This is a genomic window from Thermococcus peptonophilus (genome assembly GCF_001592435.1).
In the GTDB taxonomy this organism is placed as follows: Archaea; Methanobacteriota_B; Thermococci; order Thermococcales; family Thermococcaceae; genus Thermococcus; species Thermococcus peptonophilus.
Window position 1 is genome coordinate 349,744 of sequence record NZ_CP014750.1, and the last position, 24,883, is coordinate 374,626.

22 protein-coding genes and 1 tRNA gene are annotated in these 24,883 nt (G+C 51.9%); 10 read left to right on the forward strand and 13 right to left on the reverse strand.

The genetic code is table 11. The annotated features are described in order from the left end of the window. Window positions 1-30 precede the first annotated feature (30 nt). On the forward strand, window positions 31-1,467 hold the full coding sequence (gene pyk, locus A0127_RS01775; RefSeq protein WP_062387205.1) for a pyruvate kinase: 1,437 nt from the start codon (window positions 31-33) through the stop codon (window positions 1,465-1,467). Between the two features lie 18 nt (window positions 1,468-1,485). Here pyk and A0127_RS01780 read toward each other — a convergent pair whose 3' ends face one another. Next, window positions 1,486-2,286, reverse strand: coding sequence for a DNA integrity scanning protein DisA nucleotide-binding domain protein (locus A0127_RS01780; protein ID WP_062387208.1), 801 nt, complete (start codon window positions 2,284-2,286; stop codon window positions 1,486-1,488). 91 nt (window positions 2,287-2,377) lie between these two features. On the opposite strand from A0127_RS01780, the gene A0127_RS01785 reads away from it, so the two are divergent. Genes A0127_RS01785 through cyaB form a run of 3 tightly spaced genes read left to right on the forward strand, consistent with a single transcriptional unit; the run spans window position 2,378 to window position 3,916 of the window. Then, a complete protein-coding gene (locus A0127_RS01785; RefSeq protein WP_062387211.1) occupies window positions 2,378-2,935 on the forward strand; it encodes a UbiX family flavin prenyltransferase in 558 nt (185 codons plus the stop codon). Next, complete coding sequence (locus A0127_RS01790; protein WP_062387214.1) at window positions 2,913-3,395, forward strand: Lrp/AsnC family transcriptional regulator; 483 nt, start codon at window positions 2,913-2,915, stop codon at window positions 3,393-3,395. The genes A0127_RS01785 and A0127_RS01790 overlap by 23 nt, the downstream gene beginning before the upstream one ends. Then, window positions 3,395-3,916: a class IV adenylate cyclase gene (gene cyaB / locus A0127_RS01795; protein ID WP_062387217.1), complete on the forward strand. Its 522-nt coding sequence runs from the start codon at window positions 3,395-3,397 to the stop codon at window positions 3,914-3,916. Before A0127_RS01790 ends, cyaB begins: the two co-directional genes overlap by 1 nt. Before the next feature lie 41 nt (window positions 3,917-3,957). Here the strand turns inward: cyaB and A0127_RS01800 are convergent, their stop codons facing one another. After that, window positions 3,958-5,151, reverse strand: a complete 1,194-nt coding sequence (locus A0127_RS01800) for a redox-regulated ATPase YchF (RefSeq protein ID WP_062387219.1) — start codon at window positions 5,149-5,151, stop codon at window positions 3,958-3,960. Window positions 5,152-5,267: 116 nt separating this feature from the next. Between A0127_RS01800 and corA the strand changes: the two genes are divergently transcribed. After that, entirely contained in the window at window positions 5,268-6,245 is a 978-nt protein-coding gene (gene corA, locus A0127_RS01805) for a magnesium/cobalt transporter CorA (RefSeq protein WP_062387222.1), read from the forward strand. On the opposite strand, the gene A0127_RS01810 is transcribed toward corA, so the two are convergent. Then, window positions 6,242-6,940, reverse strand: a complete 699-nt coding sequence (locus A0127_RS01810; RefSeq protein ID WP_062387229.1) for a cysteate racemase — start codon at window positions 6,938-6,940, stop codon at window positions 6,242-6,244. The two genes, corA and A0127_RS01810, sit on opposite strands and share 4 nt — an antisense overlap. A gap of 12 nt (window positions 6,941-6,952) precedes the next feature. Next, a complete protein-coding gene (locus A0127_RS01815) occupies window positions 6,953-7,297 on the reverse strand; it encodes a cupin domain-containing protein (protein WP_054841438.1) in 345 nt (114 codons plus the stop codon). Between the two features lie 140 nt (window positions 7,298-7,437). On the opposite strand from A0127_RS01815, the gene A0127_RS01820 reads away from it, so the two are divergent. Both A0127_RS01820 and A0127_RS01825 read left to right on the forward strand, forming a co-directional pair. Continuing rightward, window positions 7,438-8,805: a TldD/PmbA family protein gene (locus A0127_RS01820; RefSeq protein WP_062387232.1), complete on the forward strand. Its 1,368-nt coding sequence runs from the start codon at window positions 7,438-7,440 to the stop codon at window positions 8,803-8,805. A gap of 10 nt (window positions 8,806-8,815) precedes the next feature. Beyond that, window positions 8,816-10,141, forward strand: a complete 1,326-nt coding sequence (locus A0127_RS01825) for a TldD/PmbA family protein (protein ID WP_062387235.1) — start codon at window positions 8,816-8,818, stop codon at window positions 10,139-10,141. An 85-nt stretch (window positions 10,142-10,226) separates the two neighbouring features. On the opposite strand, the gene trm5b is transcribed toward A0127_RS01825, so the two are convergent. The 8 genes from trm5b to A0127_RS01865 all read right to left on the reverse strand — a co-directional run bounded on the left by trm5b (window position 10,227) and on the right by A0127_RS01865 (window position 20,106). Further along, window positions 10,227-11,222: a tRNA (guanine(37)-N1)-methyltransferase Trm5b gene (trm5b, locus tag A0127_RS01830; RefSeq protein ID WP_062387238.1), complete on the reverse strand. Its 996-nt coding sequence runs from the start codon at window positions 11,220-11,222 to the stop codon at window positions 10,227-10,229. 359 nt (window positions 11,223-11,581) lie between these two features. Then, window positions 11,582-11,658, reverse strand: a tRNA-Arg gene (locus A0127_RS01835). A 67-nt stretch (window positions 11,659-11,725) separates the two neighbouring features. After that, window positions 11,726-13,738, reverse strand: a complete 2,013-nt coding sequence (locus A0127_RS01840) for a CGP-CTERM sorting domain-containing protein (RefSeq protein WP_062387241.1) — start codon at window positions 13,736-13,738, stop codon at window positions 11,726-11,728. Between the two features lie 68 nt (window positions 13,739-13,806). Then, entirely contained in the window at window positions 13,807-14,364 is a 558-nt protein-coding gene (locus A0127_RS01845; RefSeq protein ID WP_062387244.1) for a DUF447 domain-containing protein, read from the reverse strand. Between the two features lie 29 nt (window positions 14,365-14,393). Then, a complete protein-coding gene (locus A0127_RS01850) occupies window positions 14,394-15,455 on the reverse strand; it encodes an ABC transporter ATP-binding protein (protein ID WP_062387247.1) in 1,062 nt (353 codons plus the stop codon). 10 nt (window positions 15,456-15,465) lie between these two features. Then, window positions 15,466-17,313 (reverse strand): ABC transporter permease, encoded by a 1,848-nt coding sequence (locus A0127_RS01855; protein ID WP_062387250.1) that lies wholly within the window; start codon window positions 17,311-17,313, stop codon window positions 15,466-15,468. Window positions 17,314-17,521: 208 nt separating this feature from the next. Further along, the gene (locus A0127_RS01860; protein ID WP_062387253.1) at window positions 17,522-18,979 is read right to left on the reverse strand and encodes an ABC transporter substrate-binding protein; all 1,458 of its coding nucleotides are present in this window, start codon (window positions 18,977-18,979) and stop codon (window positions 17,522-17,524) included. Between the two features lie 77 nt (window positions 18,980-19,056). Continuing rightward, window positions 19,057-20,106 (reverse strand): CGP-CTERM sorting domain-containing protein, encoded by a 1,050-nt coding sequence (locus tag A0127_RS01865; RefSeq protein WP_231855784.1) that lies wholly within the window; start codon window positions 20,104-20,106, stop codon window positions 19,057-19,059. Window positions 20,107-20,278: 172 nt separating this feature from the next. On the opposite strand from A0127_RS01865, the gene A0127_RS01870 reads away from it, so the two are divergent. From A0127_RS01870 to A0127_RS01880, 3 genes are read left to right on the forward strand one after another with little or no spacing between them, the layout of a single operon-like run. Next, entirely contained in the window at window positions 20,279-21,406 is a 1,128-nt protein-coding gene (locus tag A0127_RS01870; RefSeq protein WP_062387256.1) for a tyrosine--tRNA ligase, read from the forward strand. A 38-nt stretch (window positions 21,407-21,444) separates the two neighbouring features. Beyond that, window positions 21,445-21,945, forward strand: a complete 501-nt coding sequence (locus tag A0127_RS01875; RefSeq protein WP_062387259.1) for an Lrp/AsnC family transcriptional regulator — start codon at window positions 21,445-21,447, stop codon at window positions 21,943-21,945. A gap of 3 nt (window positions 21,946-21,948) precedes the next feature. Next, window positions 21,949-24,447 carry a DEAD/DEAH box helicase gene (locus tag A0127_RS01880; protein WP_062387262.1) on the forward strand — a complete coding sequence of 833 codons (2,499 nt, stop codon included), beginning with the start codon at window positions 21,949-21,951 and terminating at the stop codon, window positions 24,445-24,447. Here A0127_RS01880 and A0127_RS01885 read toward each other — a convergent pair. After that, a complete protein-coding gene (locus A0127_RS01885) occupies window positions 24,444-24,863 on the reverse strand; it encodes a PPC domain-containing DNA-binding protein (RefSeq protein WP_062387266.1) in 420 nt (139 codons plus the stop codon). The genes A0127_RS01880 and A0127_RS01885 overlap by 4 nt on opposite strands. Window positions 24,864-24,883 lie beyond the last annotated feature (20 nt).

Genomic DNA, 24,883 nt, shown 5'->3' on the forward strand with positions numbered 1-24,883 from the left:
ATGTTTTCCGGTTTCTTCTTAGGTGATATCATGCGGCTTCCAGGACAGAAGACCAAGATAATAGCCACTCTCGGCCCGGCATCCCTCAACGAGAAGACCATAACGGCCATGGTTCGAGCGGGGATGAGCGTTGCTAGGATAAACTTTGCCCATGGAGATTTAAAACAGCACGAAAAATCGATAAAACTTGTGAGGAGGGTTTCAGAGAGGCTCAACAGGCCCGTTGCAATTCTCGGAGACCTGCCTGGAGTAAAGATTCGCGTTGGTGAGATCGAAGGAGGTTCAGTGACGCTGAGACGCTGGCAGACGGTAACCCTAACCACAAGGGACGTAATCGGCAACGAGGCCGTGATACCCGTTGAGTTCAAAGACTTTCCAAAGCTCGTCTCGAAGGGGGACGTTATCTACCTCAGCGACGGGTTCATAGCACTGAGGGTTGAGGAAGTCCAGGAGCAGGATGTAGTCTGTAAGGTGCTCGTCGGGGGAACTCTCTTCTCCCGCAAGGGGATCAACATCCCCAAGGCCCGTCTAGCTATCGAGGCTATAACCAAGAAGGATCTGGAGTTTCTAGAGTTTTCACTGGAACATGGAGTCGACGCCGTTGGCATAAGCTTCGTTGGCTCCGCTTATGACATACTCAAGGCAAGGCGCTTCATCGAGGAGAGGAACGGAAGACTGTTCTTGATAGCCAAAATAGAAAGGCCTGACGCGGTAAGGAACTTCGACGAGATCCTTCGGGCGGCGGACGGAGTCATGGTGGCGAGAGGAGACCTCGGAGTGGAAATGCCCATAGAAAAGCTCCCGATTCTCCAGAAGAAGCTTATCTACAAGGCAAACTGTACAGGAAAGCCCGTGATAACCGCAACCCAGATGCTCGAGAGCATGACGCATGAGAAACTCCCAACAAGGGCAGAGGTCACTGATGTTGCAAATGCAATCCTCGACGGAACCGATGCCGTGATGCTATCTGAAGAAACAGCCGTTGGAAAGTACCCAGTTGAGACCGTCAGAATGATGGCAAAGATAGCCAAGACGACTGAAGCATACAGGGACTCCAAATGGGCTGAAAGGACCGTTGAATGGAAGATGAGCGAGCTGAGAGGTGTCAGACAGGCCAAGGGCACCATAAAGGATGCTATAACAAGGAGCATAATAGAGGCCCTGAACTCAATAGATATCAAGTACATCCTTACCCCAACAAGAACGGGTCAGACCGCAAGGCTAATAGCCCGTTTTAAGCCAAAACAGTGGGTACTGGCATTTGTAACTGATGAATGGGTCAAAAACACTCTGATGTTCTCCTACGGCGTTTATCCGTTCCTCGTTGAGGATACCAGCGAAGAAGAGATACTGCGCATGATAACCGGGCTTGGACTGGTGAACGAAGGCGATACGGTACTGCTGACGAAGGGAACGCCCATAGGAAAGACCGCAGGAACGAACACCATCCGCATCTTCAACGTTTGATCTCTTTTTGTCAATATTTCAGTATTTCAGCCTCGGGTTGTACTCGAGGAGCATCAGCCCGTTCTTGAATATCCTTATAGTGCCGCTCTCCGAGAGACTTATGGCCATTGCGCTGGTTATCTTTGTTATTCCAGCGGCCGCTATGTGCCTGCTTCCCAGCCCAGGGGGGAGCATCAGGTCTATAACTCTGGGTTCTACCTCCAGATACCTCCCAGCGGCCACTATCCTGCCGTCCTCCCTGATGAGGAACGCGCCGTCCAGCTGGGCGAACTCCTTTATTATTTCCTTGCTCTCCTTGTCCAGAACGTTTATCCTGTGCCCCTTGAAAGGATTTGGAATGAGCTGCCTCGAATGTTTGAGAACCCTCCTCGTGTCACCTATGACGAATATTGTCCCAACGGGATTTCCCTCCCTGCCCTCTATGCTCAACTCTATCGCTATCTCCAGCATCCTCTGAAGGACGTTCTGGTTCTGGGCAAAGAAGCTCTTCATGGCGATGATCGACCTCTTTATTGTACGGACCCCGATCAGGTTCTCCGTTACGTAGACAAATGAATCACCCTCAGCCAGAATTCCATGCTCAAGCAGAAAAGCCGAGATGAGGTTGAGCAGATTGTTGAGGTCAAGGTTCTGGGGGATCGATATTCTCTTAACCTTATCCTTCTCCACATCAAACGTGGAGCCAACTATAACAACGGTAATGCCGATATCCGGTATTTCTTCTTCAGGAAGCTCCTCCATGATGACCAACGCTTTTGCACCAATTTTTTCTGCTACTTTTGCGGCCCCCTCTAAAAGCACCTTAATAACTTCGGCCATTTTCCTCAACCTGAGATAGTAACTCGGAATAATATAAAAATCTGCCGGAAAAGTTTAAAGCAGCCATTCCCAGCGAACGTTAGGTGATTGAATGAAGATTATTGTGGCGATAACAGGGGCAAGCGGGGCCGTTTATGGGGTGAGATTGATAGAAGTTCTGAAAGAACTTGGGCATGAAGTCGTTACCCTTGCCTCACGGACTGGAATAGCCGTTGCGTACCACGAGCTGGGCATAAAGTTGAAGCCTGATTACGACGAGAAAGACCTATTCGCCCCGGTTGCGTCAGGTTCTTACCCCTTTGATGCTATGGTTGTCGCCCCATGCTCCATGAAGACCCTCTCGGCAATAGCCAACGGCTACGCCGACAACTTAATAACAAGGGCGGCGGATGTTGCACTCAAAGAAAAACGAAAGCTCCTTCTTCTCGTTAGGGAGACTCCACTCAACGTGATTCATATTGAAAACATGATGAAGGCCGCCAGGGCGGGGGCCGTGATTATGCCGGCATCCCCTGGATTTTATACAAGGCCCCAGACTGTGGAGGATATGATAAACTTTATAATTGGCAGAATCTTAGATATTCTCGGAATACCTCACGAATTATACAAACGTTGGGGGACGATCCATGATACAGCTGGACGACCTTGATAGGGCTATACTCAAGCTGTTAAAACAGGATGCCCGACTTACAATATCCGAGCTTGCCGAGAGGTTAAATAGGCCAGAATCCACAATACACTTTAGAATAAAAAAGCTCATTGAAAAAGGCGTGATCGACAGGTACACCATAATCCTTGGAGAGCCGCTGAAACCAAAATCAGTAGTTGCAGTGTACATCGAGACGGAAATACCAGTTATAGAAGACTTCCTTGAGAAGTACATCAATCACATAACAAAAACCCTCTCAATGCTCCCGAACGTCCTGGCAGTTGCAAAGAGCGGCAGAAACGGAATTATGGCCCTTATCGGTGGGGAAACTGAGGAGCAGATAGAAAAGTTCGTTGACGACACAATAAGAACCCTTCCAAGCCTTAGAAGGGTAGAAGTATTCCCGTTCACGAGCATTGTGAAGGGCAAAGATGTTATAGGCTTCCTGGTGGACGTCTGATGGAGATCGAAATAAAGTTCAGAGTTGGATTTGAGGACATAAGGAGAAAAATTGAAGGGCTTGGGGCATCTTTCATCAGAGAGGAAGTCCAGGAAGACCTTTATTTTTCAATTCCGCTGCCAAATCTTCTCAGAGTGCGGAGAATCACGAACCTTGGGAAGGCTTTTCTAACATATAAGTTCATAAAAGACCCGGGCAGAAACGAGGAGTTCGACGAGCTTGAGGTCGAGGTCTCTGATTTCGAGACTACAGTTGAAATCCTCAAAAGGCTGGGTTTCAGGGGAGACCTCTGGGTCAGGAAGAAGAGGCTCGTTTACAAGCTCGACGATGTGACACTCGAGCTGAGCGATGTTGAGGGACTGGGTGCTTTTCTCGATATTGAAGTCATGAGTGAGGACGTTGAATACGCCAAAAGAAGGATTTGGGAGATTGCCGAAAAGCTCGGGCTCAGCGATAAAGACGTTGAACCGAGGCTCTACCAGGAGCTCCTGAAGGAAAAGGTTCAGGCGAGCTCCAGCTGATAAAAAGCTGAAAAGAAATAAACTGATCCAAAAACAGGAACTTACTTTGCAGTGGCCACTATCTTAATGATGTCGTTGAACTGGAGCTCGTAGTCATCCCCAACGCGCCGCTTTGTCCTCGCGTTGACAGCATAGAGGAAGGTCTTCCCGAGGTCAGTATGCACCTTGTAGGCCAGGTCTTTTGGCGTTGAGCCCTTTGAGAGCAGATAAACGTGCGGTAGGACGTTCCCGAACTGGTCAGTGAGCTTGTTTTCGTCCTGGACAGGATAGACGGGAATCAGCTTGAGGAGCTCAAAGACAGCCCTGTTTATTACTTCCTGAACGCCCGTTGAGCCGAAGCGCTGGAGGACTTTCTCCCTTATCAGCTCAAGGGCTTTTTCCTGCTTTGGACTCAGTTTTTTGAGAACCTTGAAGTCCGAGCTTCCGGGGAGGTACTCTATGAAACCTGCCTTAGCGGCCTTTCTCAGGGTCAGTTCGGCCGCTGCCGAGGTCGGAATTACTATGTAGCCCCTCTTTTCACCCTCTTTCTTCAGCCTCTCAAGCTGTTCATCGCTGGCTGCATCAGCCTTGTTGGCCGCTATGATTATCGGCTTGTTCACCTTCCTGAGCTCGCGGACGAAGTTGAACAGGTCTTCCTCAGTCCACTTCGTTGGATCGTCGCCCAGTCCGAGCCTGTGAATAGCCTCCCACACATCTTCCTCGCTCACACCGATTCCAGAGAGATGATCTGCTATCGCCTGCTCAAGCTTCATGTGTTGGAGCTTTATCCTCTTGGCGAACTTTTCCCAGCCCTTCTTGAGTATCCCGAGTATCCAGTAGTCTATCTCTCTCTCGAGGAACTCAATGTCCTCGACCGGGTCGTGGTAGTCGGTCGGCTGACCCTCTGCATCGGTCTTCCCGGTGGCGTCAACGACGTGTATCAGCGCTGAGGCCATCCTGAGGTCGTCAAGGAACTTGTTCCCAAGGCCGCGTCCTTCGTGCGCCCCGGGGACGAGACCCGCGACGTCTATCATCTTTATCGGGATCAGCGCCTTTCCGTCCCTGTATTCGTAGTTCTGCGGGTTTGGAGTGCACCCGAGCTCCTTACATGGGTGCTCTGCTATCGCGTAGGTAACCCCAACGTTAGCATCTATCGTCGTGAACGGGTAATTGGCGACCTCCACATCAACAAGCGTTGCCGCCGAGAAGAAGGTGGACTTTCCAACGTTTGGCTTTCCAACGACACCTATCTCCATGCTCTCCACCAGCCCAAATTCGCCACTGACTTTTAAGTCCTTTCGGCCGAAAACTATAATTTCCTCTCTTACTATTTTCTGCCAAATTGTCTATGCTGTTAAACGGGGGAAGAAAAATGGAAAAACAGGAAAAGCCCAAGATTACTGCGATAGCTTACTCAAAAGACAAATTCGTTAGTAAGAAACTCTCAAATATAGAAGAGGCCCTTGGATTCCAAGATTATCGCGTTGTCTGGCTCAACGTTGACGGCCTTTCTTTGGCGGAGGAGCTAAGGGATGTTTTTAAAATTCACGAGAGACCCATAAGGGCTCTTCAAAGACAGACCTCCCGTGTCAGAGTCTTCGTGTTTCCCGAGTATCTGTTTCTCATCGTCCACCAAGTTTACGAGAGCGAGGGGGGCTTAAAAAGGGAGAGAGTTGGCATCATCCTGAAAGACAACTTCCTGATAACGGTTCAGGAGATACCTGGGGATGTTTTTGACCCAATTCGGGAAGGTATCAGAGAGGGAGAGGGCCTTTTCAGAGAACAGGGAGCGGACTACCTTCTTTTTGCTCTCCTTGAGGCAATAGTGGAGAACTACGTCCCGATAATTGAGGCTATAAGCTCCAAAATCGAGGAGCTTGAGAGCGGGATACTTTCGAGAGGCGACACAGGAACTCTTAGGAAGATACACCGCATACGGCAGGACATCCTCTTCATGCGGAGAACTGTTTTTCCGCTCCTTGAGGCGTTCAGACAGCTCGAAATTGATGGGTCAAGGTTTTTCAGTGAAGGTACACGGCCTTTTCTTGACGAGCTCCATGACCACGTCCGTGAGGTTCTGGAAATCCTGGAGGGCCAGCGTGAGCTCGCCAACAGCCTGATAGATCTCTACTACTCCACAATCTCAATGAGAACCAATGACATCATGAGAATTCTTACAGTGGTTTCAACCATATTCATTCCGCTGACGTTCATTACGGGCCTCTATGGCATGAACTTCAGGTATATGCCCGAACTGCAGTGGCGCTACGGCTATCCTGCGGTGTTGGTGGTGATGCTGGTGATAGCGGTTGGCATGCTGTCATACTTCAGGAAGAAGGGATGGCTTTAAAAGTCCTCGATGCCAAGTGCCAGCCTCACGGCCTTCTCGGCTATCACGTCCATCGGATCTATCAGAGGGACAGTGAAGTCTTCCGGCTTTAGAGCAACGCTTACCTCCGTACAGCCGGCTATTATGCCCTCGCTCCTCCTTTCCAGCTTCTTTGCAACTTTCAAGAGAAGTTCTCTGCCGAGTTCGAGGTTTCCAGCCTTGACCCCCTCGTAGATACCCTTCATGACGAGCTCCTGATCCTTTTTGTTCGGCACTGCTATATGGATATCCCTCTTGAGGAGCGCCCGGTGGTATATCATTCCCTTTATCGTCCCGTCGGTGGCGAGGAGACCCACTTTTCTGAGGCCCATTTCTTCGATTCTTCTGGCAGTCTCCTCTATCATGCTTACTAGGGGGATGTTTATCGCCCTCTGAATGGTCTCGGAGAAGAAGTGGGCGGTATTGCAAGGCATTATTATAAAGTCCGCACCGCACTCTTCCAGCCTCTTCGCGCTTGCTATGAGCTCTGGCCTTGGGTCTTCCCCTCTTCCAAGTATGAAGGCTGTTCTATCGGGGATTTTGGGATTGTTGTAGATTATTATCCTCGGGTGATCCTGATCGCGCTTTGCGGGAGTCTTCTCGACTATCCTGCGGAATAGATCTGAGGTTGCCAGCGGCCCCATCCCACCAAGGATTCCAATTACCCTCTCGGGCATGCTCTCACCCGCTCATTCATTAAGCCATACGGAGTCATCCCCGTAGTAGTTCAGCTTGACAACAAGCAGCCTGAACGGCTCGTCCCTCTCGTTGACCACCCAGTGAACGGTCTTCGGCTTGACGAGGAAGATGTCTCCGGGTCTCGCTGTATATTCCTTCTCACCGATCCCCAGCCTCGCTTCGCCGCTGATAATGTAGAACAGCTCATATTGGCGCTCGTGATAGTGCTTCTTGACGGTCTGCCTTGGCTTGACCTCAACTATCTGCGCGTAGCTCCCATCGGGCAGTTCGCCCTCGAAGAGTGGGAGCTTTCGGTAAGTACCTCGGTCGATGAGGCTTTTGATTTCGGCTTTCATATTGTCCCCTCCGGTGATATGATTATCCCCAGTATTGAAAAATCTTCCCTTTCGAATTTCATCGAAATGTTCAATCTATCTCAAAAGACTTTTATATCTCAACGAGAACATAGATTGGACAAACGTCAACGGTGGTGGACATGGAAGCACTCGAAAAGGCCCTCCGCTGGGCTGAGGAGAACCTGAAGGCGGAGTACATAGAGCTCCGTTATGAAGACCTGAGAAAGACAACACTCGGCCTCAAAGATGGCGTTTTTACGAGCTTCACTGGAAAGCTCCACAGGGGCGTCGCAATAAGAGTTCTGGCTGATGGAGCATGGGGATTCGCCTCAACCAGCGACTTAACAAACCTAGAGAAAAAGATTGAAGAGGCCTACAAGCTAGCCAAAGCCGCAGCGCAGACCAAGAGGGAGAAGATTGAGCTGGCGGAGATAAAGCCCGTTGAGGACTTCGTGAAGAGCAAGATGAGGATCAAGCCGAGGGAAGTTGACATCGAGGAGAAGGTGAACCACCTCCGCGAGCTGGAGAAGATTCTCAAGGAAGACGAGGCCGTAAAGAGCGTCCAGATACGCTACGAAGACGGTGGAGGTAAGAAACTCCTCCTCACCAACGAGGGGACGCGGATAGAGTGGGACTACAACTACCTCTACCAGGGGACATACGTCACCGGCAAGGCCGACGGAAAGCTTGCAATGGCGAGGGACAGCATCGGCGCGGTTGACTACGGCTGGGAGCTGATGACCGAGAAGGAGCCGAACGAGAGGGTCGCCGAGAGGCTGAAGAGGAAGATGTGGAGCCAGCTCAAGGGCATTGCTCCAAAGCGCGGTGAGTGGCCCATCGTGGCCGGACCGATAGTTGTAGGCATCATAGCCCACGAGGCGCTGGGTCACCTAGCTGAGGCCGATTTGACGATAAACTCGCCCTTCAAGGACTTAATCGGCAAGCAAATCGCTCCGGAGTTCGTCACGATGAGCGAGAGGATCGTAGAGGGCGGTTTTGGAAACGACAAGTACGACGACGAGGGCGTTCCTGTCAAGGACATCCACATCATCGAGAACGGAATCCTCAAGGAAATAATGCTGAACAGGGAATACGCGGCCAAGTGGGGCATGGAGCCGAACGGACACGCAAGAGCGGAGAGCTACCGCTATCCTCCGATAATCAGGATGAGAAACACCATCTTCGAGCCCGGCGACCACTCCTTCGAGGAGCTGATAGAGGATATCAAGTTCGGCTACTACGTCGTGGACTTCCGCGGCGGCCAGGCCCAGCTCAATTCAGCATTCCAGGTTGGAATCCAAGAGGGCTACGTCATAAGGAACGGTGAGATAGCCGAGCCGATAAGGGACACCTCTATCACCGGAGTCGCCATCGAGGCTCTCAAGAAGATTTCAGCTGTGGGCAAGGACTTCGGCCTTGAAGTAGGGTTCTGCGGCAAGGGGCAGACGGCCTTCGTAAGCTCCGGCGGCCCGCACATGCGCTTTGACGGAGGAATAATCATCGGGTGAGGTGGTGGAGATGGAGAACCTCATACGCTTCGGCGAGAAGTTTTTTGACGAGCTTGAGATAGCCGTTTACTGCTCAAGAGAAGTCTCAGCCAACGTGGAGCTCAACGAGATTTCTATGGCCTCAACGAGGAGCGGGGCTTTAACTATAATCCGCGGAATAAAGGACAAGCGCCTCGGGCTAGCTATTGTGGACAGCGATGAGCAGGAGAAGGTGAAGGAAGCCATAGAACAGGCCGCCAAGATGGCAAAGCTAAACTCACCCGACGAGACGTGGGTCTCTCTGCCCGAGCCTGGGAAGTACCGGGAAAAGCCAAAGCCGAACTACGAGCTGAAGGAGGCTTCTCCCGATATTCTGGTCGAGAAGCTTGTCAGGGGGATAAAGCTCGCCCGTGAGAAAGACAAGAACGCTGTAGTGGCTGGAGGAGCCAGCGGGGTTTCATGGGAAGAGAGGCATGTCCTCAACTCACACGGTCTCGACGTCTTCCAGGAAGGTGGAGCGGCGTACATGTACCTTGAGCTTGTTGGAAGGAAGGGAAGCGTCGTCACACCGGGAATCTTCGACTTCGATGCACGCAGAGACCTCGACCTCGACGTTGAGGGGGTCGTTGAAAGAGCCGTCCAGAAGGTTGGGTGGGCTTACAACGTCGTTACCAGTAAGAACGAAGAAGTGCCTCTGGTCTTCGGTCCGTGGGCAATAGCGGGGCTCTTCAGCTACGCCCTCCTTCCAGCCTTCAGCGGTGAGCGCTTGGTCAAGGAGACCACGCCGCTCGCAGGGAAGGTTGGGGAGAAGATAGCGAGTGAAGTAATTACCCTCTACGACGACCCGCTCCACCCGCTTTCTCTCGAGCCCCTCATAGCCGATGGAGAGGGCGTCCCCACGAGGAAGAACGTCCTCATTGAAAACGGAACTTTCAAGGGCTTCGTCTGGGACAACTACTGGGCAAAGGTCTACGGGACAGAGAGCACTGGAAACGGAAAGCGCGACCTCAGGAGTGGTGGGATAAACATAGGCTTCCACAGCGTCGTCATCGAGAACGGAAAGCGCTCCCTTGAGGACATCGTAGGGGAGATCGACAGGGGCTACCTCGTGGACGGCCTGCAGGGTGCGCACTCGAGCAACCCGGACAACGGAAACTTCGCAGTAACCGCCAATCCAGCGTTCCTCATCGAGGATGGGGAGGTAAAGGGTTCAGCGGTCTTCCTCATAGCTGGCAATGTCTACGAGCTTCTCCAGCAGGCGAGCGAGGTCTCGAGGGAGCAGACCGTAATGCCCTTCATGAACACTATGATAACGCCGCACATAAAGTTCGAGAACGTGAAGATCGCTGGAAAATGATGCCTTTTCTTCTCCTAACCTTTTGGGTGCTTTATCGGGAAAACAACCACCATTATGAACCTTGTCGTCCACATAAAGTAAGCCTTTACTTCCAGACCCTGAAATCTATTGCTATGTTGAACTGCCTTGGCGCGTAGGGGCGGACTTTCCTTTCGTCGAGAAATTCCACCTTGAAACCAAACTCCCCAGCCACATTCTTTATCTTCCGCTTGTGCTCTGAAAACAGGTCTTCTTCCGGGTCGAAGCCGTAGTAGTGTATTATTCCTCCAGATTTTACGCTCAGCATGGCCTCCCTCAGAAACCTGTCGGCAAACTTGGGAAGGTTCATTATAACCCTGTCGGCCTCGATTTGGCCGGTCACTTTCCGCACATCGCCCAGGATGGGAATAACATTGGGTGTCTTATTGAGCTTCCTGTTCTCCTCAAGGTATTTTATCGCCCAGGGGTTTATGTCGCAGGCGAACACGAGCTTTGCCTTTTTGGCGAGGAGTATCGAGTATGGCCCAACTCCTGCGAACATATCGAAGATTATTTCCCCAGGCTGGACCTTCTCGAAGACCCTCATTCTCTCGGTGGCAAGCCTGGGAGAGAAATAGACCTTAGCAACATCGAGCTTTAGCCTTATTCCGTTTTCGCGGTGGAGGGTTTCAGTCCTTTTCTCACCGGCAAGGTGTATGAGCTCTCTAACGCGGTATTCCCCTGAAACCTTACTCCCCTTTGCAAAAACAGCCTTTATGTGGCGGTGGACTTTAAGGATGGCTTCCCCAATGGCCTTTCCATACTCTATGAGTTCCTCCGGTAGTTCGATTATCGCGATATCGCCGATAATGTCGAATGAGCTAGGGAGGAGTGACCTCAGCTCCTTGGGAACTTCTACGACCTCACGGTAGCTGTGGGGCCGTCTTTCAGTTTTTTTGAACTCTGCCTCGGCGAGTTCAAACCCCTCTACGGGTCTTGTAACGGGAAAGAGCACGAAATCTTTCTCTCGCTTGGGGGAGTATCCTTTAGCCAGGACGCCGAGCTCGATAAGCTTCCTTCGGACGTTTTCAGCTTCCCTCTTTGGAACTTTTACGGCGAGCATCGAAGAGGGATTGGGAAGTGGGTTAAAAAAGCTTAGGGAGTACTTCAGAAAAATATCTGCTTATATGGAGAACAAAAACGGTGCGAAGCTTTTGGAAAAAAGCTTGAGCAAAAGTGTTCCCTTCCCCTTGAGCTCGCCTGTTAGGGGGTGTATGCTCCTATAGAAGGCAAGCTCGCGCGGGTTTAACTCCAAAATCTCCTCGCTAATGGGATTTTAACTTTCTTTTTAGTGCCCTCTGGGCACTATACTGTGAGAAAATCCTGTAAGATTTCAAATTGGTCTGTAAACCCTCATAAAATTAGCCTGTTCCAAAAAGCATACTAACTTTCCGCCAGCGCTTTCGCAAGAAAGGGCTGTTATGGCGGGCCCGGCGGGATTCGAACCCGCGACCTCCGGCTTAGAAGGCCGGCGCCCTATCCTGCTAGGCTACGGGCCCTCGGGAGAGAACTTGAGGAGTGCTCTTATAAAAGTTACGGTGAAGAGGAAATAAAAAAGGATAGAAGTCACTTCTTCCTTCTGAGAAGGAGCGGCACAACCGCAAGGCCAACGAGGGCCGCTGGCCCGCAGGTGCTCTTGCCCTCAGAGGACGTCTGCTTGGCTGTAGTGGTCTTAGCGGCCTTTGAAGTGCTGGTGATGGTTATCTCCTTGGTAGCGGTCGCCTTATTGCCGTAGAAGTCTTCTGCGACTATCTCTATCTTGTATTTGCCCTCATTAAGGCCGGGGAGCTGGACGATGTAGAAAGTGTCTCCAGGCTTTCCGCTTGATGGCTCGCCCGGGAACTTGTCAACCTTGCCGTACTTGACCGGGTTTCCGTTCTCGTCATATATGACGGCGTAGAGGTCCCTTATACCGAGGTTGTCCTGGGCCGTGAAGTAGGCCATGAAGTTGGCGTTCGGCTTCGGGTGGCTAGGCTGGAGGTAGGCTATCTGGACAACTGGCTTCTCGGTGTCTGCGCCGGTGTCAATCACAAGCTGGGAGACACCCTGGGGAATCGTGACGTTCAGCATTATGTAGTACTGGTCGGCTATCTGCCTCTCACCGAGGATCGTGTAGGTTATGTTCGTGGCCTTTGGATCAACCTTTGCTCCCTCAGGTATCGGGAGAACTATAGGGCCGCTGACGCTCTCGTTAAGCTCGTTAATAAACTTGACCGCAGTCCCTTCCTTCGAGATGTGCCTAAAGGCCATGAACCTCTGCGGAACCGGAACGCTCATGAAGTCGCTCTGGACTTTGTCGTCCTTGATCTCAACGTTGACATAGGGCATCTCAACGGTTCCATCCTCCTTGATAACAACTAGGTTGCTTCCGTACCAGGTCGGGCTGTGCGTCTTGATAGTCTGTGGGTTTGTCTCTTTGTCAGGGGCACCAGTTGAGGTCAGGGTGAGGAAGTAGTGCTTGTTGCCGTTCTTGTCAATGTAGAGCCAGTACATGTCGTGGTGGATGTGTCCACTCATGGTAAGCGGCACGTTGTACTTGACTATGTCCTCAAGGAAGCGTTTGGAAATCTCCTCCTGTGCTGACCAGCTCCTGCGGAGGTGTACTTTAATCTGATCCCAGTCTGCGTCCGGGTCAAGGCCCTTGAGGACACCACCAAGATAGTTCCAGCCCGGATCAAAGAAGTACGGGTGGTGGTAGAGGATTATCGGTGTGTAGCCTTTGTGTTCATCAAGAACCTTCTCCATCCACTCAATCTGATCCATTGTGGGGTATCCCTGGTCACCACCGGTATCGAGGCCTATTATGATGAACTTGCCGATGGTTACGTAGAAGTACTTCGGACCGAGGAGCTGGGTGTAAACCGTCGGCGGGTCATCGTGGTTGCCCTTGATTCCAACAACGGGCATGTCGCCGGCGGAGGTGTCCTTTGTTATGTCAAACATAATCTTGTATCCAACCATGTCGCCGCTGGTATCAACTTCATCCCCAGTGTTTATCATCAGTGTCGCTCCATTCATCTCCCAGTAGAGGTAGGCGCTGTAGGTAGCGACGACGCTGTGGAGCGGAATCGGATTCGAGCACATCTCCTCAAGCTTGTATATGTCCCTCTGGAAGTAGTCCCCACAGACATAGCCCACTTTGGCACCCGTAGTGACATGGGTGTCGCTCGTCCAGGCGAGCTTAAGCTCCTTCGGCCACTCCTTGAACACCTTCAGGCCGTCGGGAAGAACAAGGGTGCCCTTGTCGGTCTTTATGAGCAGAAAGTATGTGTCAGGGACTATATCCTCCGGGGTCTTGACTTTCACTACAGTCATCCCATCTTCTCCCGGCGATGTTCCCTGGATTTCCAGCTGGTACGGGCCGTGAAGCACTGAGACGGCTTCTATTGAGCTTACTGAGATCCCCTCCTTTACGTAGAGCTCGAAGCTCCCTCCGGGAAGTGCAAAAGCTGGAACAACTGGTGCCGGCTGGTAGAGGTAGTCGCTGTAGGTGTAGGAGTACTCTCCCGCCGAGACATACCCTGCGGCGGCCAAAACGGCAGTCAGGGCAAGTAATATGGGGAGGACTTTCCTCAGCATGGTATCACCAGGTAATAAGAAACCCGCACTGCTTAAAACGTTTCCTCTGGATGCTATTTTCGAACGATTCAATCAAGATGCCTAACGATGTACTCTACCGCGTCAGAGTTTCCACCGAGATGCTTGTAGAGGGCGTAAAGGTCAAGGATTTTGTTCTTAAGCTCCGATGTGGGTTTAACAAGGTATCTTGTGAAAAGAACAGCCATTTCTACAAGAATGCAGTCAGCCCTAGTGAAGGGAACCTGCTGGACATTTCCTGCCAGCTCCTTCTCAGGAAAGAATTCACACTTAAGGACTTCGGTAGTCCCGAGCTCGTCCTTCCATAACTCTCTTCTGCACTGAACTTTTCCCAGCCAGCCAGGAAGGTTAGATATCCACCGATACTGCCCATCGGACTCAAAGGAAAGCTCCACATCGAGGTTAAGAGCGGTCTTCACGAGGAGCTCAGCGTCCCAGGCCATCTGAAGGGCGACCCTGTTGTGTTCCAACAGATCTCTAAAGCTCTTCCCTGGAAAGAGCTTAAAATGAAGCGTCTCTCCTTTCCTCACGACACCGACTGGGGTGACGTTGGATTTTGAGACAAGAAGGAGCTCGTAAACCTGGCCTTCCCTCATCAGCTTCATCATAGGGTTCACCTCAAAAAGAAGAAAAAAGCTCAGAGCTGCTTGGGCAGGACGATTATGTCCTCACGGTTGATGTAGAAGGTAACGGGCTGGGTCGGGCGAAGTCCCTGGACTTCCCTGTCGCTTATTGTCCTAGCTATTATTCTTGTCTCCCCAAAGAGACCGACGACCTCTGTGAAGAAGCCATAGTACTCAACAAGGTCGACGGTACCCTCGATGGAGACCGCGTTCTCAACCGGGTGGAGCTTTATCCTCTCGGGCCTTATGACGAGAACGACGTTATCTCCGTCGCCATCGTAGTGGAGGCCGTCGAGGCGGAAGCTCTCAAACTCGACCGTAACCTTGTTCCCTTCTCTCTTAACGACTTTAGCCGGAATGACATTGGTCTTGCCCATGAAGCTGGCAACGAACTCGCTCTGGGGCCTCTCGTAGATGTCCCTCGGCGTTCCTACCTGCTCTACCGTTCCGACGTTCATGACCGCTATCCTGTCGCTTATTGCCATGGCCTCTTCCTGATCATGCGTAACGTAGATAACGGTGATTCCGAGTTCGCGCTGGATTCTCCTTATCTCGGAGCGCATCTCAAGCCTGAGCTTTGCGTCGAGGTTGCTGAGCGGTTCGTCAAGGAGAAGAACCTTTGGCTCAACTACTAAAGCCCTGGCTATCGCAACACGCTGCTGCTGACCGCCCGAGAGCTGTGTTGGATAGCGGTTCTCAAAGCCCTTGAGCTTGACAAGCTCAAGCGCCCACTCGACCTTCTTCCTTATCTCCTCCTTGGGAAGCTTCTTGAGCTTGAGGCCGTAGGCGACGTTGTCAAAGACCGTCATGTGTGGCCAGAGGGCGTAGTTCTGGAAGACGAGGACTGCACCGCGCTCGTAGGATGGAAGGTACGTGACCTCCTGGTCGCCGAAGTATATCTTCCCGCTCGTCGGATAGTCCAGGCCGGCGATCATTCTCAGCGTTGTAGTCTTTCCACAGCCGCTTGGACCGAGCAGTGTAAACAGCTCACCGTGCTTTATGTGGAGGTTTATCCCCTTGACGGCCTGAACGCCGTCAAACTCCTTAACCACGTTTTCAAGCCTGACATCGACCATTATCATCACCTCAGGTTAGGCCTATGAAGGAGTACCTCTGCTTGGTTATCACGTTGGCTATGACTATGGCCGTTATCTGGACGGCCATAAGGAAGACACCGAGGGCGGCGGCAAGGTTCGCGCTTCCAACTGCACCGATAATGAGTTCCTTCATCTTAGCCGTTATTGGATACCAGGTTGAGTTTATCGAACCTAACGTGATGCCGACGCTTGTCTCACTCATACAGTAGACGAAGCTGAGCATTGCACCGCCGAAGAGGTTGAGGTATATCATCGGTATTATAACGCTGGTGAGGGCCTTCCACCTCCCCGCTCCGAGGTTCATAGCCGCTTCCTCAAGGGAGACGTGAACCTGCTGCAACCCGGCTGAGATTGAACGGGCGGCGAAGGGCAGACGCCTGATCGAGTAGGCCAGTATCAGCGCCGCTCCCGGGAAGAACTCCAGCAGGTTGGTGGGGTCAAGGGTGCTTCCCTTGAACGGCGGCACAGTAGAGAAGAAGAAGAAATAGCTCATCGCTATGACGATACCCGGAACTGCTATAGGTATCGTGGCGAGGCTATCTATTATCGGGGCGAGCCTGGCCTTCTTGAACCTGTTGGAGGCATAAGCTGAGGTAAGAGAGAGCAGGATTATGATGAAGACTGCAGCGGTTGAGTACATAAGGCTGTTTATGATGACCCTCTCAATGTCGGGCTGTGTTATAATAGCCTTCATGTTGTCAAGTGTGAAGCCGCTCGGCCATGTACCGTACCAGCTCTTGGAGAACGCCAGGAGGAGGACTCCTATCTGGGGGAACACAGTTATAAGGAGGAGTGGAACTGCCACGAAGGCTATAAGGAGCGCCTGCCACCACCTGGGCTTTGCAACCCTCGGGTTCCACCTTCCACCTTTGCTGAGCATTGCGTACTGCCTGAGGCCAACATACCACCTGACGGCGAGGAACATTATAACTGCTAAGACGAGCATCACGAGGGCCAAAGCCGCCATCTGCGGGTTGCCCACGGCAAACCCTGAAACGAACGAGCTGTAAATCTGGTAGGACATGAGCTTCTTTGCTATTGGACTTCCCTGGAAGACTATCGGCGCGGCGAGGTCTTCAAGGCTGAATATTCCAACGAGTATTGCACCGCTCATAATTCCCGGGAGGGCGAGCGGGAAGGTAACTGTCCTGAATAGGTGAAAGCCCCTGCTACCGAGGTTCTCAGCCTGCTCTTCGAGGGACGGGTCGATGTTGATGAAGCTTGCGTAGGCATTTAGGTAAACTATTGGGTAGTATGTTATGGTCTGGGCAATTATGACACCGACCAGCCCGTCTATCCAGATGGGCTTCGGGAAGAGATGCAGGTGCTCGTAGAATATCCAGTTTATGATTCCATCAGGAAGAAACATCTTCTTGACGACGACCACGTTGACGAAGGGGGTAACCAGGAGCGGAATAAAGAGGAGAATCCTCATTATGTTCTTGCCTGGAAAGTCATAGCGAGCCATTATGAACGCGAAGACCGTTCCAAGGATCGTCGTCAGTATCATTACTGCTATTGATACCAGTATGGAGTTAATGACAACACCGAAGTCCCAGCCATAGAAGTGATAGACCTCCTGCCCGCCGTAAGTCAGGGTCTTTACAAGGTATCCGTCCGGATGGAGCGGGTTGAAGTAATAGGCAGACCTGAAGATGCTGCTGAACCAGTGCCCCGAGATACGACCGTTGTACTCAAACGCCGTCGCTAGCATCACGAACGTGGGTATGATGAGAAACGCCACGAGGTAGAGCAACGGGAATAGGAACGACGTTATGACGACGCCATCAGGTAGCGGCGTCCCGAACAGCCTTTCGCTCCACTTATTGACCTTCATTGGACGACCACCTCTCGCTAAGTTACAGCATGTCCCAACAGAATGGGGTCTATAAGCGTGTTTTAAATGTTTCTGGTCTTAATCCAAGGAACATCCCGTACTTCAAGCGACAAAATTAGACGTCTAGGTGGAAACAAGTGGCGGGTCAATTCAGAACTTAAGAGTGGAAAGTACCACCAAAAACATGAGAAAAAGGAAGTAAAAGACTTCAGCCGGTAATCTTGTTCAGCTCTTCAAGGACCTTGTTGTACTTCTCCTGGGCCGCGGTGCGCCACTCGTCCATGAGCTGGCTCTGGAATCCAGCGTCGGTTGCAATTCTGTCGTTGATCTTGGCAGCGTACTCCTCGGTGAAGGTGACTATCTGTCCGGTCTCCGGATCCTTGAACTCTATAGGTGCGGTAAGCTCGTCTTTGAGCTTCTCAAACTGCTCCTGGGTGATCTTTCCTTCCTTGTAGGCGTTGACTATAGCCATCCAGGCCTGATGGAGCGGGCCGTTCACATCAACGAGGGTCGCCTTGAAGTAGTACTGGAGGGAGTTGACGGTCTTGAGCGCCCTAGCATCGTCAAACGGGATGCCCTTGCTGGATATTGAGATCTGGTAGGCCTTGTAAAGGGCAGGTGCAGCTTGGGCGTAGGTCTCACCGACATTCTGGCCCTTGAAGAGTATCTTGGCATCTTCCTCGGTTATGGTCATGTTGAAGACATCAGGATTGATAGGAAGCCTGTTGATGTCTGGACTCATCCAGACCTTCTGGCCCTCGGTGAGAACCCAATAGATGAACGCCTGAGCCGCCTCGGGGTGCTTGCTGTACTTGAGGAGGGCTATTGGGTCACCGTTAATGATGCTCTCTCCTTCAGGGATAACGTAAACACAGTTCGGATTCTGCTTCATGGCAGTGTAACCATAGAAGTCAATGGTGTTTCCAGCGGCTATCTCACCGTTGATGACTGCATCTCTAACGGCGTCGCTGGCCTCATAGACCTTGGAGTTCGCCGCTATGAGCGTCATTATCCTCCATCCTTCGTCCCAGCCGAAGGCCTGAAGGATAATCTGGTATATCCTCGTGTTGGAGGTACTCCTCGTCGGGTCAGCTATGCCGTACATCTGCGGGTCTCTGGCCCACTCGGGTGAGGCTACATCCTCCCACTTCTTGGGGAAGGGAAGACCCTGCTTGTTGAGAACCTCCTTGTTCACTGTGAAACCGAATGATGAGAGCGCCGCCGCTATCCAGTAAACCTGGCTTCCATTTTTCCTGACCATTGGCATTCCGGCGAGTTCCTCCGGAATCTGCTTGCCAATGAGGTCGAGTATATTCTGGTCGGTTATCGGTGCGAGGTAGCCCATCCTGTACATATCGTCAAACAGTGTTGGGCCTCCACCCCAACCGACGTCGGCTCCCTTCTTGATGTAGCTCGGCCAGAGAGACTCAGGAACACCTATGAATTTGAGATCCTTGATGTTGTACTGCTTCGCGATGTCGCTCTGGAGGAAGAGTTGCTTAACTTTGTACTGGATTGTAGCATCGTGCCTCGTAACAATGGTGAGGGTTATTCCCTCTCCAGAAGTTCCTGTGTTGGTGTTGCTACCACCGCCACCTATACAGCCGCTGGCGACTACGCTTAAGCCAAGAACGATTACCAACAGGACACCGATAAAGCGCTTCATGGTACCATCCCCGTTAGGACTTTAACGAACCCAATAAAAGGATGTCGGTCGAATGAAACAAAAAGAAGGGAAGGGAGTCACTTCCTTCTCCTGAGGAGGAGCGGCACGACGGCAAGGCCCACGAGGAACGCTGGGCCGCAGGTGCTTGAGCTGCTTGATCCACCGGCTGTCTTCTCTTCGCCCTTGGTCATCTCAACGCTCCACTTGAAGATATTGGAGACGACCTTGGGTCCGTCAAGCGGCCTCTGGTAGTAGACACTGGCCCACATCGGCTCGTAGTCACCGATCGGGCTCTCACCGCTGACGATGATCACACTTGGCTTCTTGCCCTCAAACTTGATTATCTGAGCAGCAACGATCGGGAACTCACCCTGCTCACCGGCGGTGTAAGCGTTGGCCGGCGGGTCGTTGTTCTCTGTTATGTCAGAACTGCTGTTGCTGTGAACGAGGACGTAGGTGTTCTCGGGCTTTTCATCGGGTGTAAGCGGGTGCCAGTCACCGCTTCCATCGACACCGTCAACCCATGCAACAACACCTGGACCGTGGGCAAGGACTGCACCGTTGTGCTCAAAGCCCTGAACGAGAATGTCCCTCTTGGGAGTGCCCTGCCAGGGATCGGCATAGGCAACAACACGGTAGGGCTTTCCGCCCGCGTTGCTGACTGGGTCTTCAACTGAAGCGAGGTCGAGCCTGAGGTTGGTCAAACTAAGCTGATCGAGGAAGCTGTTAACGAACTGCTGGGTCTTTGCACCGTTACCATAGTCAGAATCGCCGGCAATCCAGAGGACGTGGCCGCCCTCTTCAAGCCACTTCTTTATTGCCTCAGCCTCGTCAGGATAGAGCGGGCTGGTCGGCTGGCCGAGCACCAGGATTGTAACGTTGTTCTCCTTGAGGGCCTCGTAGGTTATCTTGTCTCCGATGTTCTTGATACCGAGGTCTGCCTCATACTTGGCATCGCCAAAGTAAACGAAGGTGTAGTCGGTCAGAACCGTGAGCATTCCTTCTGTCAGTGTCTGGTTCTTGTAGGTCAGGTCATTCAGTCCCTTCGGGTTCTCGCCGTGGGCGAGGTCGACCGCTATAACGACCCCCCCCAGCGGCGCTGACCTTCGGCATTCCCACAACTCCAAAAACAGACAGCAACACAACAGCCGCCAGTATTATTGCAGCCTTCTTCATGGTATCACCGTTTGAATTAATCATGATTAAGTTATAAATCTTATCGCTCGAACTTTAACAGGGCTGAAAAACTTCCGCAAAGTCCTTAAAGGACTCCACCTTTTTCCAAGCGGTGGTGATAGAATGGACATAGAAAAGAAGATAGAGCTCATCAAGAGAAAGCCAACCGAGGAGCTTCTCACTGAGGAAAATCTGAGACGCCTGCTTGAGGTCGGCGCTCCGCTTCAGCACTACATAGGCTTCGAGATAAGCGGTTACATTCACCTAGGGACTGGTTTGATGGCCGGGGCCAAGATAGCAGACCTCCAGAAGGCTGGCGTGAAGACGAGAGTCTTTCTGGCGGACTGGCACAGCTGGATAAACGACAAGCTCGGAGGAGACCTCGAGACGATCCAGAAGGTCGCGCTCACCTACTTCAAGGAGGGCATGAAGCAGAGCATAAAGGTCATGGGCGGCGACCCGGACAAGGTTGAGTTCGTCCTGGCGAGCGAGATACTCGAGAAGGGTGACTACTGGCAGACCGTCATAGACATCTCCAAGAACGTGACCCTCAGCAGGGTCATGCGCTCGATAACGATAATGGGAAGACAGATGAGAGAGGCCGTGGACTTTGCAAAGCTCATATATCCAATGATGCAGGTTGCTGATATATTCTACCAGGGCGTTACAATCGCCCACGCGGGAATGGATCAGAGAAAAGCGCACGTTATAGCGATTGAGGTGGCTCAAAAGCTCAAGTACCACCCGCTTGAATGGAAAGGCGAGAAGCTAAAGCCAGTAGCTCTCCACCACCACCTCCTCCTCGGCCTGCAGGAGCCGCCAGTCTGGCCGATAGAGAGCGAGGAGCAGTTCAAGGAATTGAAGACCCAGATGAAGATGAGCAAGAGCAAGCCCTACTCGGCTGTCTTCATCCACGACAGCCCTGAGGAGATAAGGCAAAAGTTAAGGAAGGCCTTCTGCCCGGCTAGAGAGGTTAAATACAATCCGGTTCTCGACTGGACCGAGTACATCGTCTTCCGTGAAGAGCCGACAGAGTTCACCATCCACAGGCCGGCGAAGTTCGGCGGCGACGTCACGTATACCACATTCGAAGAGCTTAAGAAGGACTTCGCGGAAGGAAAACTCCATCCACTTGACCTCAAGAACGCCGTGGCGGAGTACCTAATTGAGCTTCTCAAGCCAGTCAGGGACTACTTCGAGAAGCACCCAGAGCCCCTCGAGTTAATGAAAGAGATAAAGATAACAAGGTGATTTTTCTTTTTCTTTCCGTTTCAGTTCCGGTGAAGAAGATGCCCGGCGTAGATGAAAAGGACAGAGAAATCCTAAGGATACTCCGCGGAGAGGGCAGGATTACCCTTACCGAGCTTGGGAAAAGGGTAAACCTCTCCCCGGCCAGCGTCAAGAACAGACTGGAAAAACTGGAGCGGCTCGGCGCGATAAAGGGATATTCGGCCGTTGTTGATCATGCGTTTCTGGATGAATTCGTCTCTGCCATACTGGAGCTCTACTTTAAAGAGTTCGACGATTCCTTGAGGCCATACCTTTCACGGCTTTCCACGATGGAGAACGTCGAATTTTTGTATGTAAGAACCGGGGAGAGTCAGGTTCTCATGAAGGTAAACGTCGCCGATACCGATGAACTCAGGCGTTTTATTGAGAGGTTAAAAGCCATTTTTGGGGTAAACTTAACGTTCGTGGAGGCGACGCTCGTTCTGGAAGAACTTAAAAACTGCTGGGTGCCCTTCACTGGTGAGAGAAGAAAGGGCGAAAACTTCCCTGCGAGGCGGTGAAAGATGCTCTTCGTCGTGAGACCGGGAAGGAAGAAAAACGAGCTTGAGGCGTTTTTCATTGAAAACGAGCCCGAAAAGCTCTCTCAAATGCAGAACCTTAAAGCTGATCGGATTTACCGCTTCATAATGAGAGAAGGCAGGCTTTTCAAAGTACTTGAGAGAAGTCAGTACCGGAACCCGAAGGAAATAGAGAAGCTCCTCCGTCAATCCAGGATCGTCCTCGTCAACGCCGACGAGTGGGAGGACTACTTCAAGAGGAGGCTTCAGAACAAGAGAGTTGAAAAGGCCGAGCTGTGCCGCCTCTGCTTGCTGGAGGGCAGGATAACCGTCCTGACAGAGGGCAACCGTATAAAGTACCGCAACGAGTACATCTGCGAACGCTGTGCCGAGGACGAGCTGAAGAGGGAGCTCCGCTTCCGATTCAAGAGCATAGCAATGTTTGATCAGGCGAAGAAGCTCCTTGACCGCTTCCGTGACCTTGATAAAGTCCTCTACGCCTTCGACCCGCGCTTCGATCCGACGAAGCACCCGGAGATAACCAAGTGGGACGAGCTCAAGGCCAAGCACGTTAAAGTCGAGAAAATAAAAATCGACGAATTACCTATCCCAGAGAAGTTTAAAGAAGTCCTAAAGACAGAAGGAGTAAATGAACTCCTGCCCGTCCAGAGCCTTGCAGTCAAAAACGGTCTCCTTGAGGGTGAAAACCTTCTGGTAGTCTCTGCAACTGCCAGCGGGAAGACCTTAATAGGCGAGCTGGCAGGGGTACCAAAGGCAATGAATGGGAAAAAGCTCCTCTTCCTGGTACCTCTGGTAGCTTTGGCGAACCAGAAGTACGAAGACTTCAAGAAGCGCTATTCCAAGCTTGGCCTGAGGGTGGCGATAAGGGTCGGCATGAGCAGGATAAAGACCAAGGATGAGCTCGTGGTCGTTGACACAGGGATAGACGCCGATATAATCGTCGGAACATACGAAGGTGTAGACTACCTTCTCCGCGCAGGGCGAAAGATAGGAAACGTCGGAACCATAGTGATAGACGAGATACACACGCTCGACGATGAGGAGCGCGGACCGAGACTTGACGGCCTTATAGCGAGATTGAGAAAGCTCTACCCAAAGGCCCAGTTCATAGGCCTCTCCGCAACAGTCGGCAACCCAGAGGAGCTTGCAAAGGAGCTTGGGCTAAAACTGGTGCTCTACGACGAGAGGCCCGTTGACCTTGAGAGACACGTGATAATAGTTAGAAACGAGAGCGAGAAGTGGAGGCATATAGTGAACCTCTGCAGGGCAGAGGCAATGAGGAAGTCAAGGCAGGGCTACAGGGGACAGAGTATTGTCTTTACATTCTCCAGGAAGAGAACGCACGAATTAGCGGCTTACCTGACGAGCAAAGGACTCAAAGCCAAGCCCTATCATTCCGGCCTTCCGTACAAGCAGAGAAAGCTCACCGAGATGGAGTTTCTGGCTCAAAGGCTTGATGTTGTGGTTACGACGGCGGCACTTGGAGCTGGCGTGGACTTTCCCGCTTCCCAGGTCATCTTTGAGAGCCTTGCCATGGGCAACAAGTGGCTAACCGTTAGGGAGTTCCACCAGATGCTAGGGAGAGCCGGAAGGCCGCTCTACCACGAGAAGGGGAAGGTCTATCTTCTCGTCGAACCCGGAAGGAAGTATTCCGCCCAGATGGAAGGAACTGAAGATGAAATCGCCTTCAAGCTTCTGACGGCCTCTATCGAGCCAGTTCAGGTGGAGTGGAGCGACGAGCTTGAGCAGGACAACGTCTTAGCTCACTCCTGCGTCTTCAATCGGCTGGACGTCATCGAGGAAGTCCAATCTATGTGCTTAGGAGCTAATCAGAGCGCCGAAAAAGTCCTTGAAAAGCTCGAGGGGTTAGGCTTCGTGAGGATAAAGAGACCGGTCGTTGAAGTTACTCCCTACGGAAGGGCCGTCAGCATGAGCTTCCTCCTGCCAAAGGAGGCAACCTTCATCAGGGAAAACCTCAGGAAAAGGGAAGCTAGATGGATAGCGATCAAGCTCCTCCCGTTCGAGAACCTCTACCTCAGCGGGACTCTCCAGAGAGAGCTTGAAGGGGCTGTTAGGGGTCGTTTAAGCGCAAACGTCTTCTCTCCGAGTTTTGCCTCAATCCTTGAAGAACTTGATAAGGTTATTCCCGAGCTGAGTCCCAACGCAGCGGAGAGGCTGTTCACGATCTACCAGGAGTTCTTCATGTGTCCAGAGGAGGATTGCACCGAGTACACTATGGAGAGGGTGAGCAACCTGATAATCGAGCTTAGAAGGAACGGAAAGCACCCGACCCAGATAGCGGAGCACTTCAGAAAGGTCTACGGCCTCATAGTCTATCCTGGAGATGTCTTCACGTGGCTCGACGGCATCGTTAGGAAGCTCGAGGCTATTGAGAGGATAGCGAGGGTCTTCCGGGTGAGAAAGACCGAGGAAGAGGCAAAGATGCTGAAGAAGGAGATAGAGGAAGGGAGGACGATACGCTAACGCTCCGCCTCCCAGAGCCAGAGGTTGTTCCCCATGTCTTTTCTTTCAAGTGGTTCCCCAATTAGCTCCCCTATGTAAACTTCCGCAACGAAGACATCTCCTCTGATTAGGTGGCCGCCAAAGACCCTTCCCTCTTCATCGCCGAGGGTCACGTGAAGGTGTGCGAAGGACTTTCCCTCCTTGAGGCTTATGTTGCCATTCAATGAGAGGAGCTCAAAAGTTCCGCTGAGCTTGATACTCCTGTACTTCTTCTCTTCCTCAGAGTAGTATCCCACCACAGGATTCCTTAGGGAGCCGATACCCATGACGACCCCGGCATTAATGCCCCTACTCTCAGCAAAGCGGTTTATTGCCTCCAGAAGGTCTTCCCCCTCGGGAACCCTGAAGAGGAAGATCCGTCCGGGTTTGAATTTCATACTCTCACCTCAACCCTAAT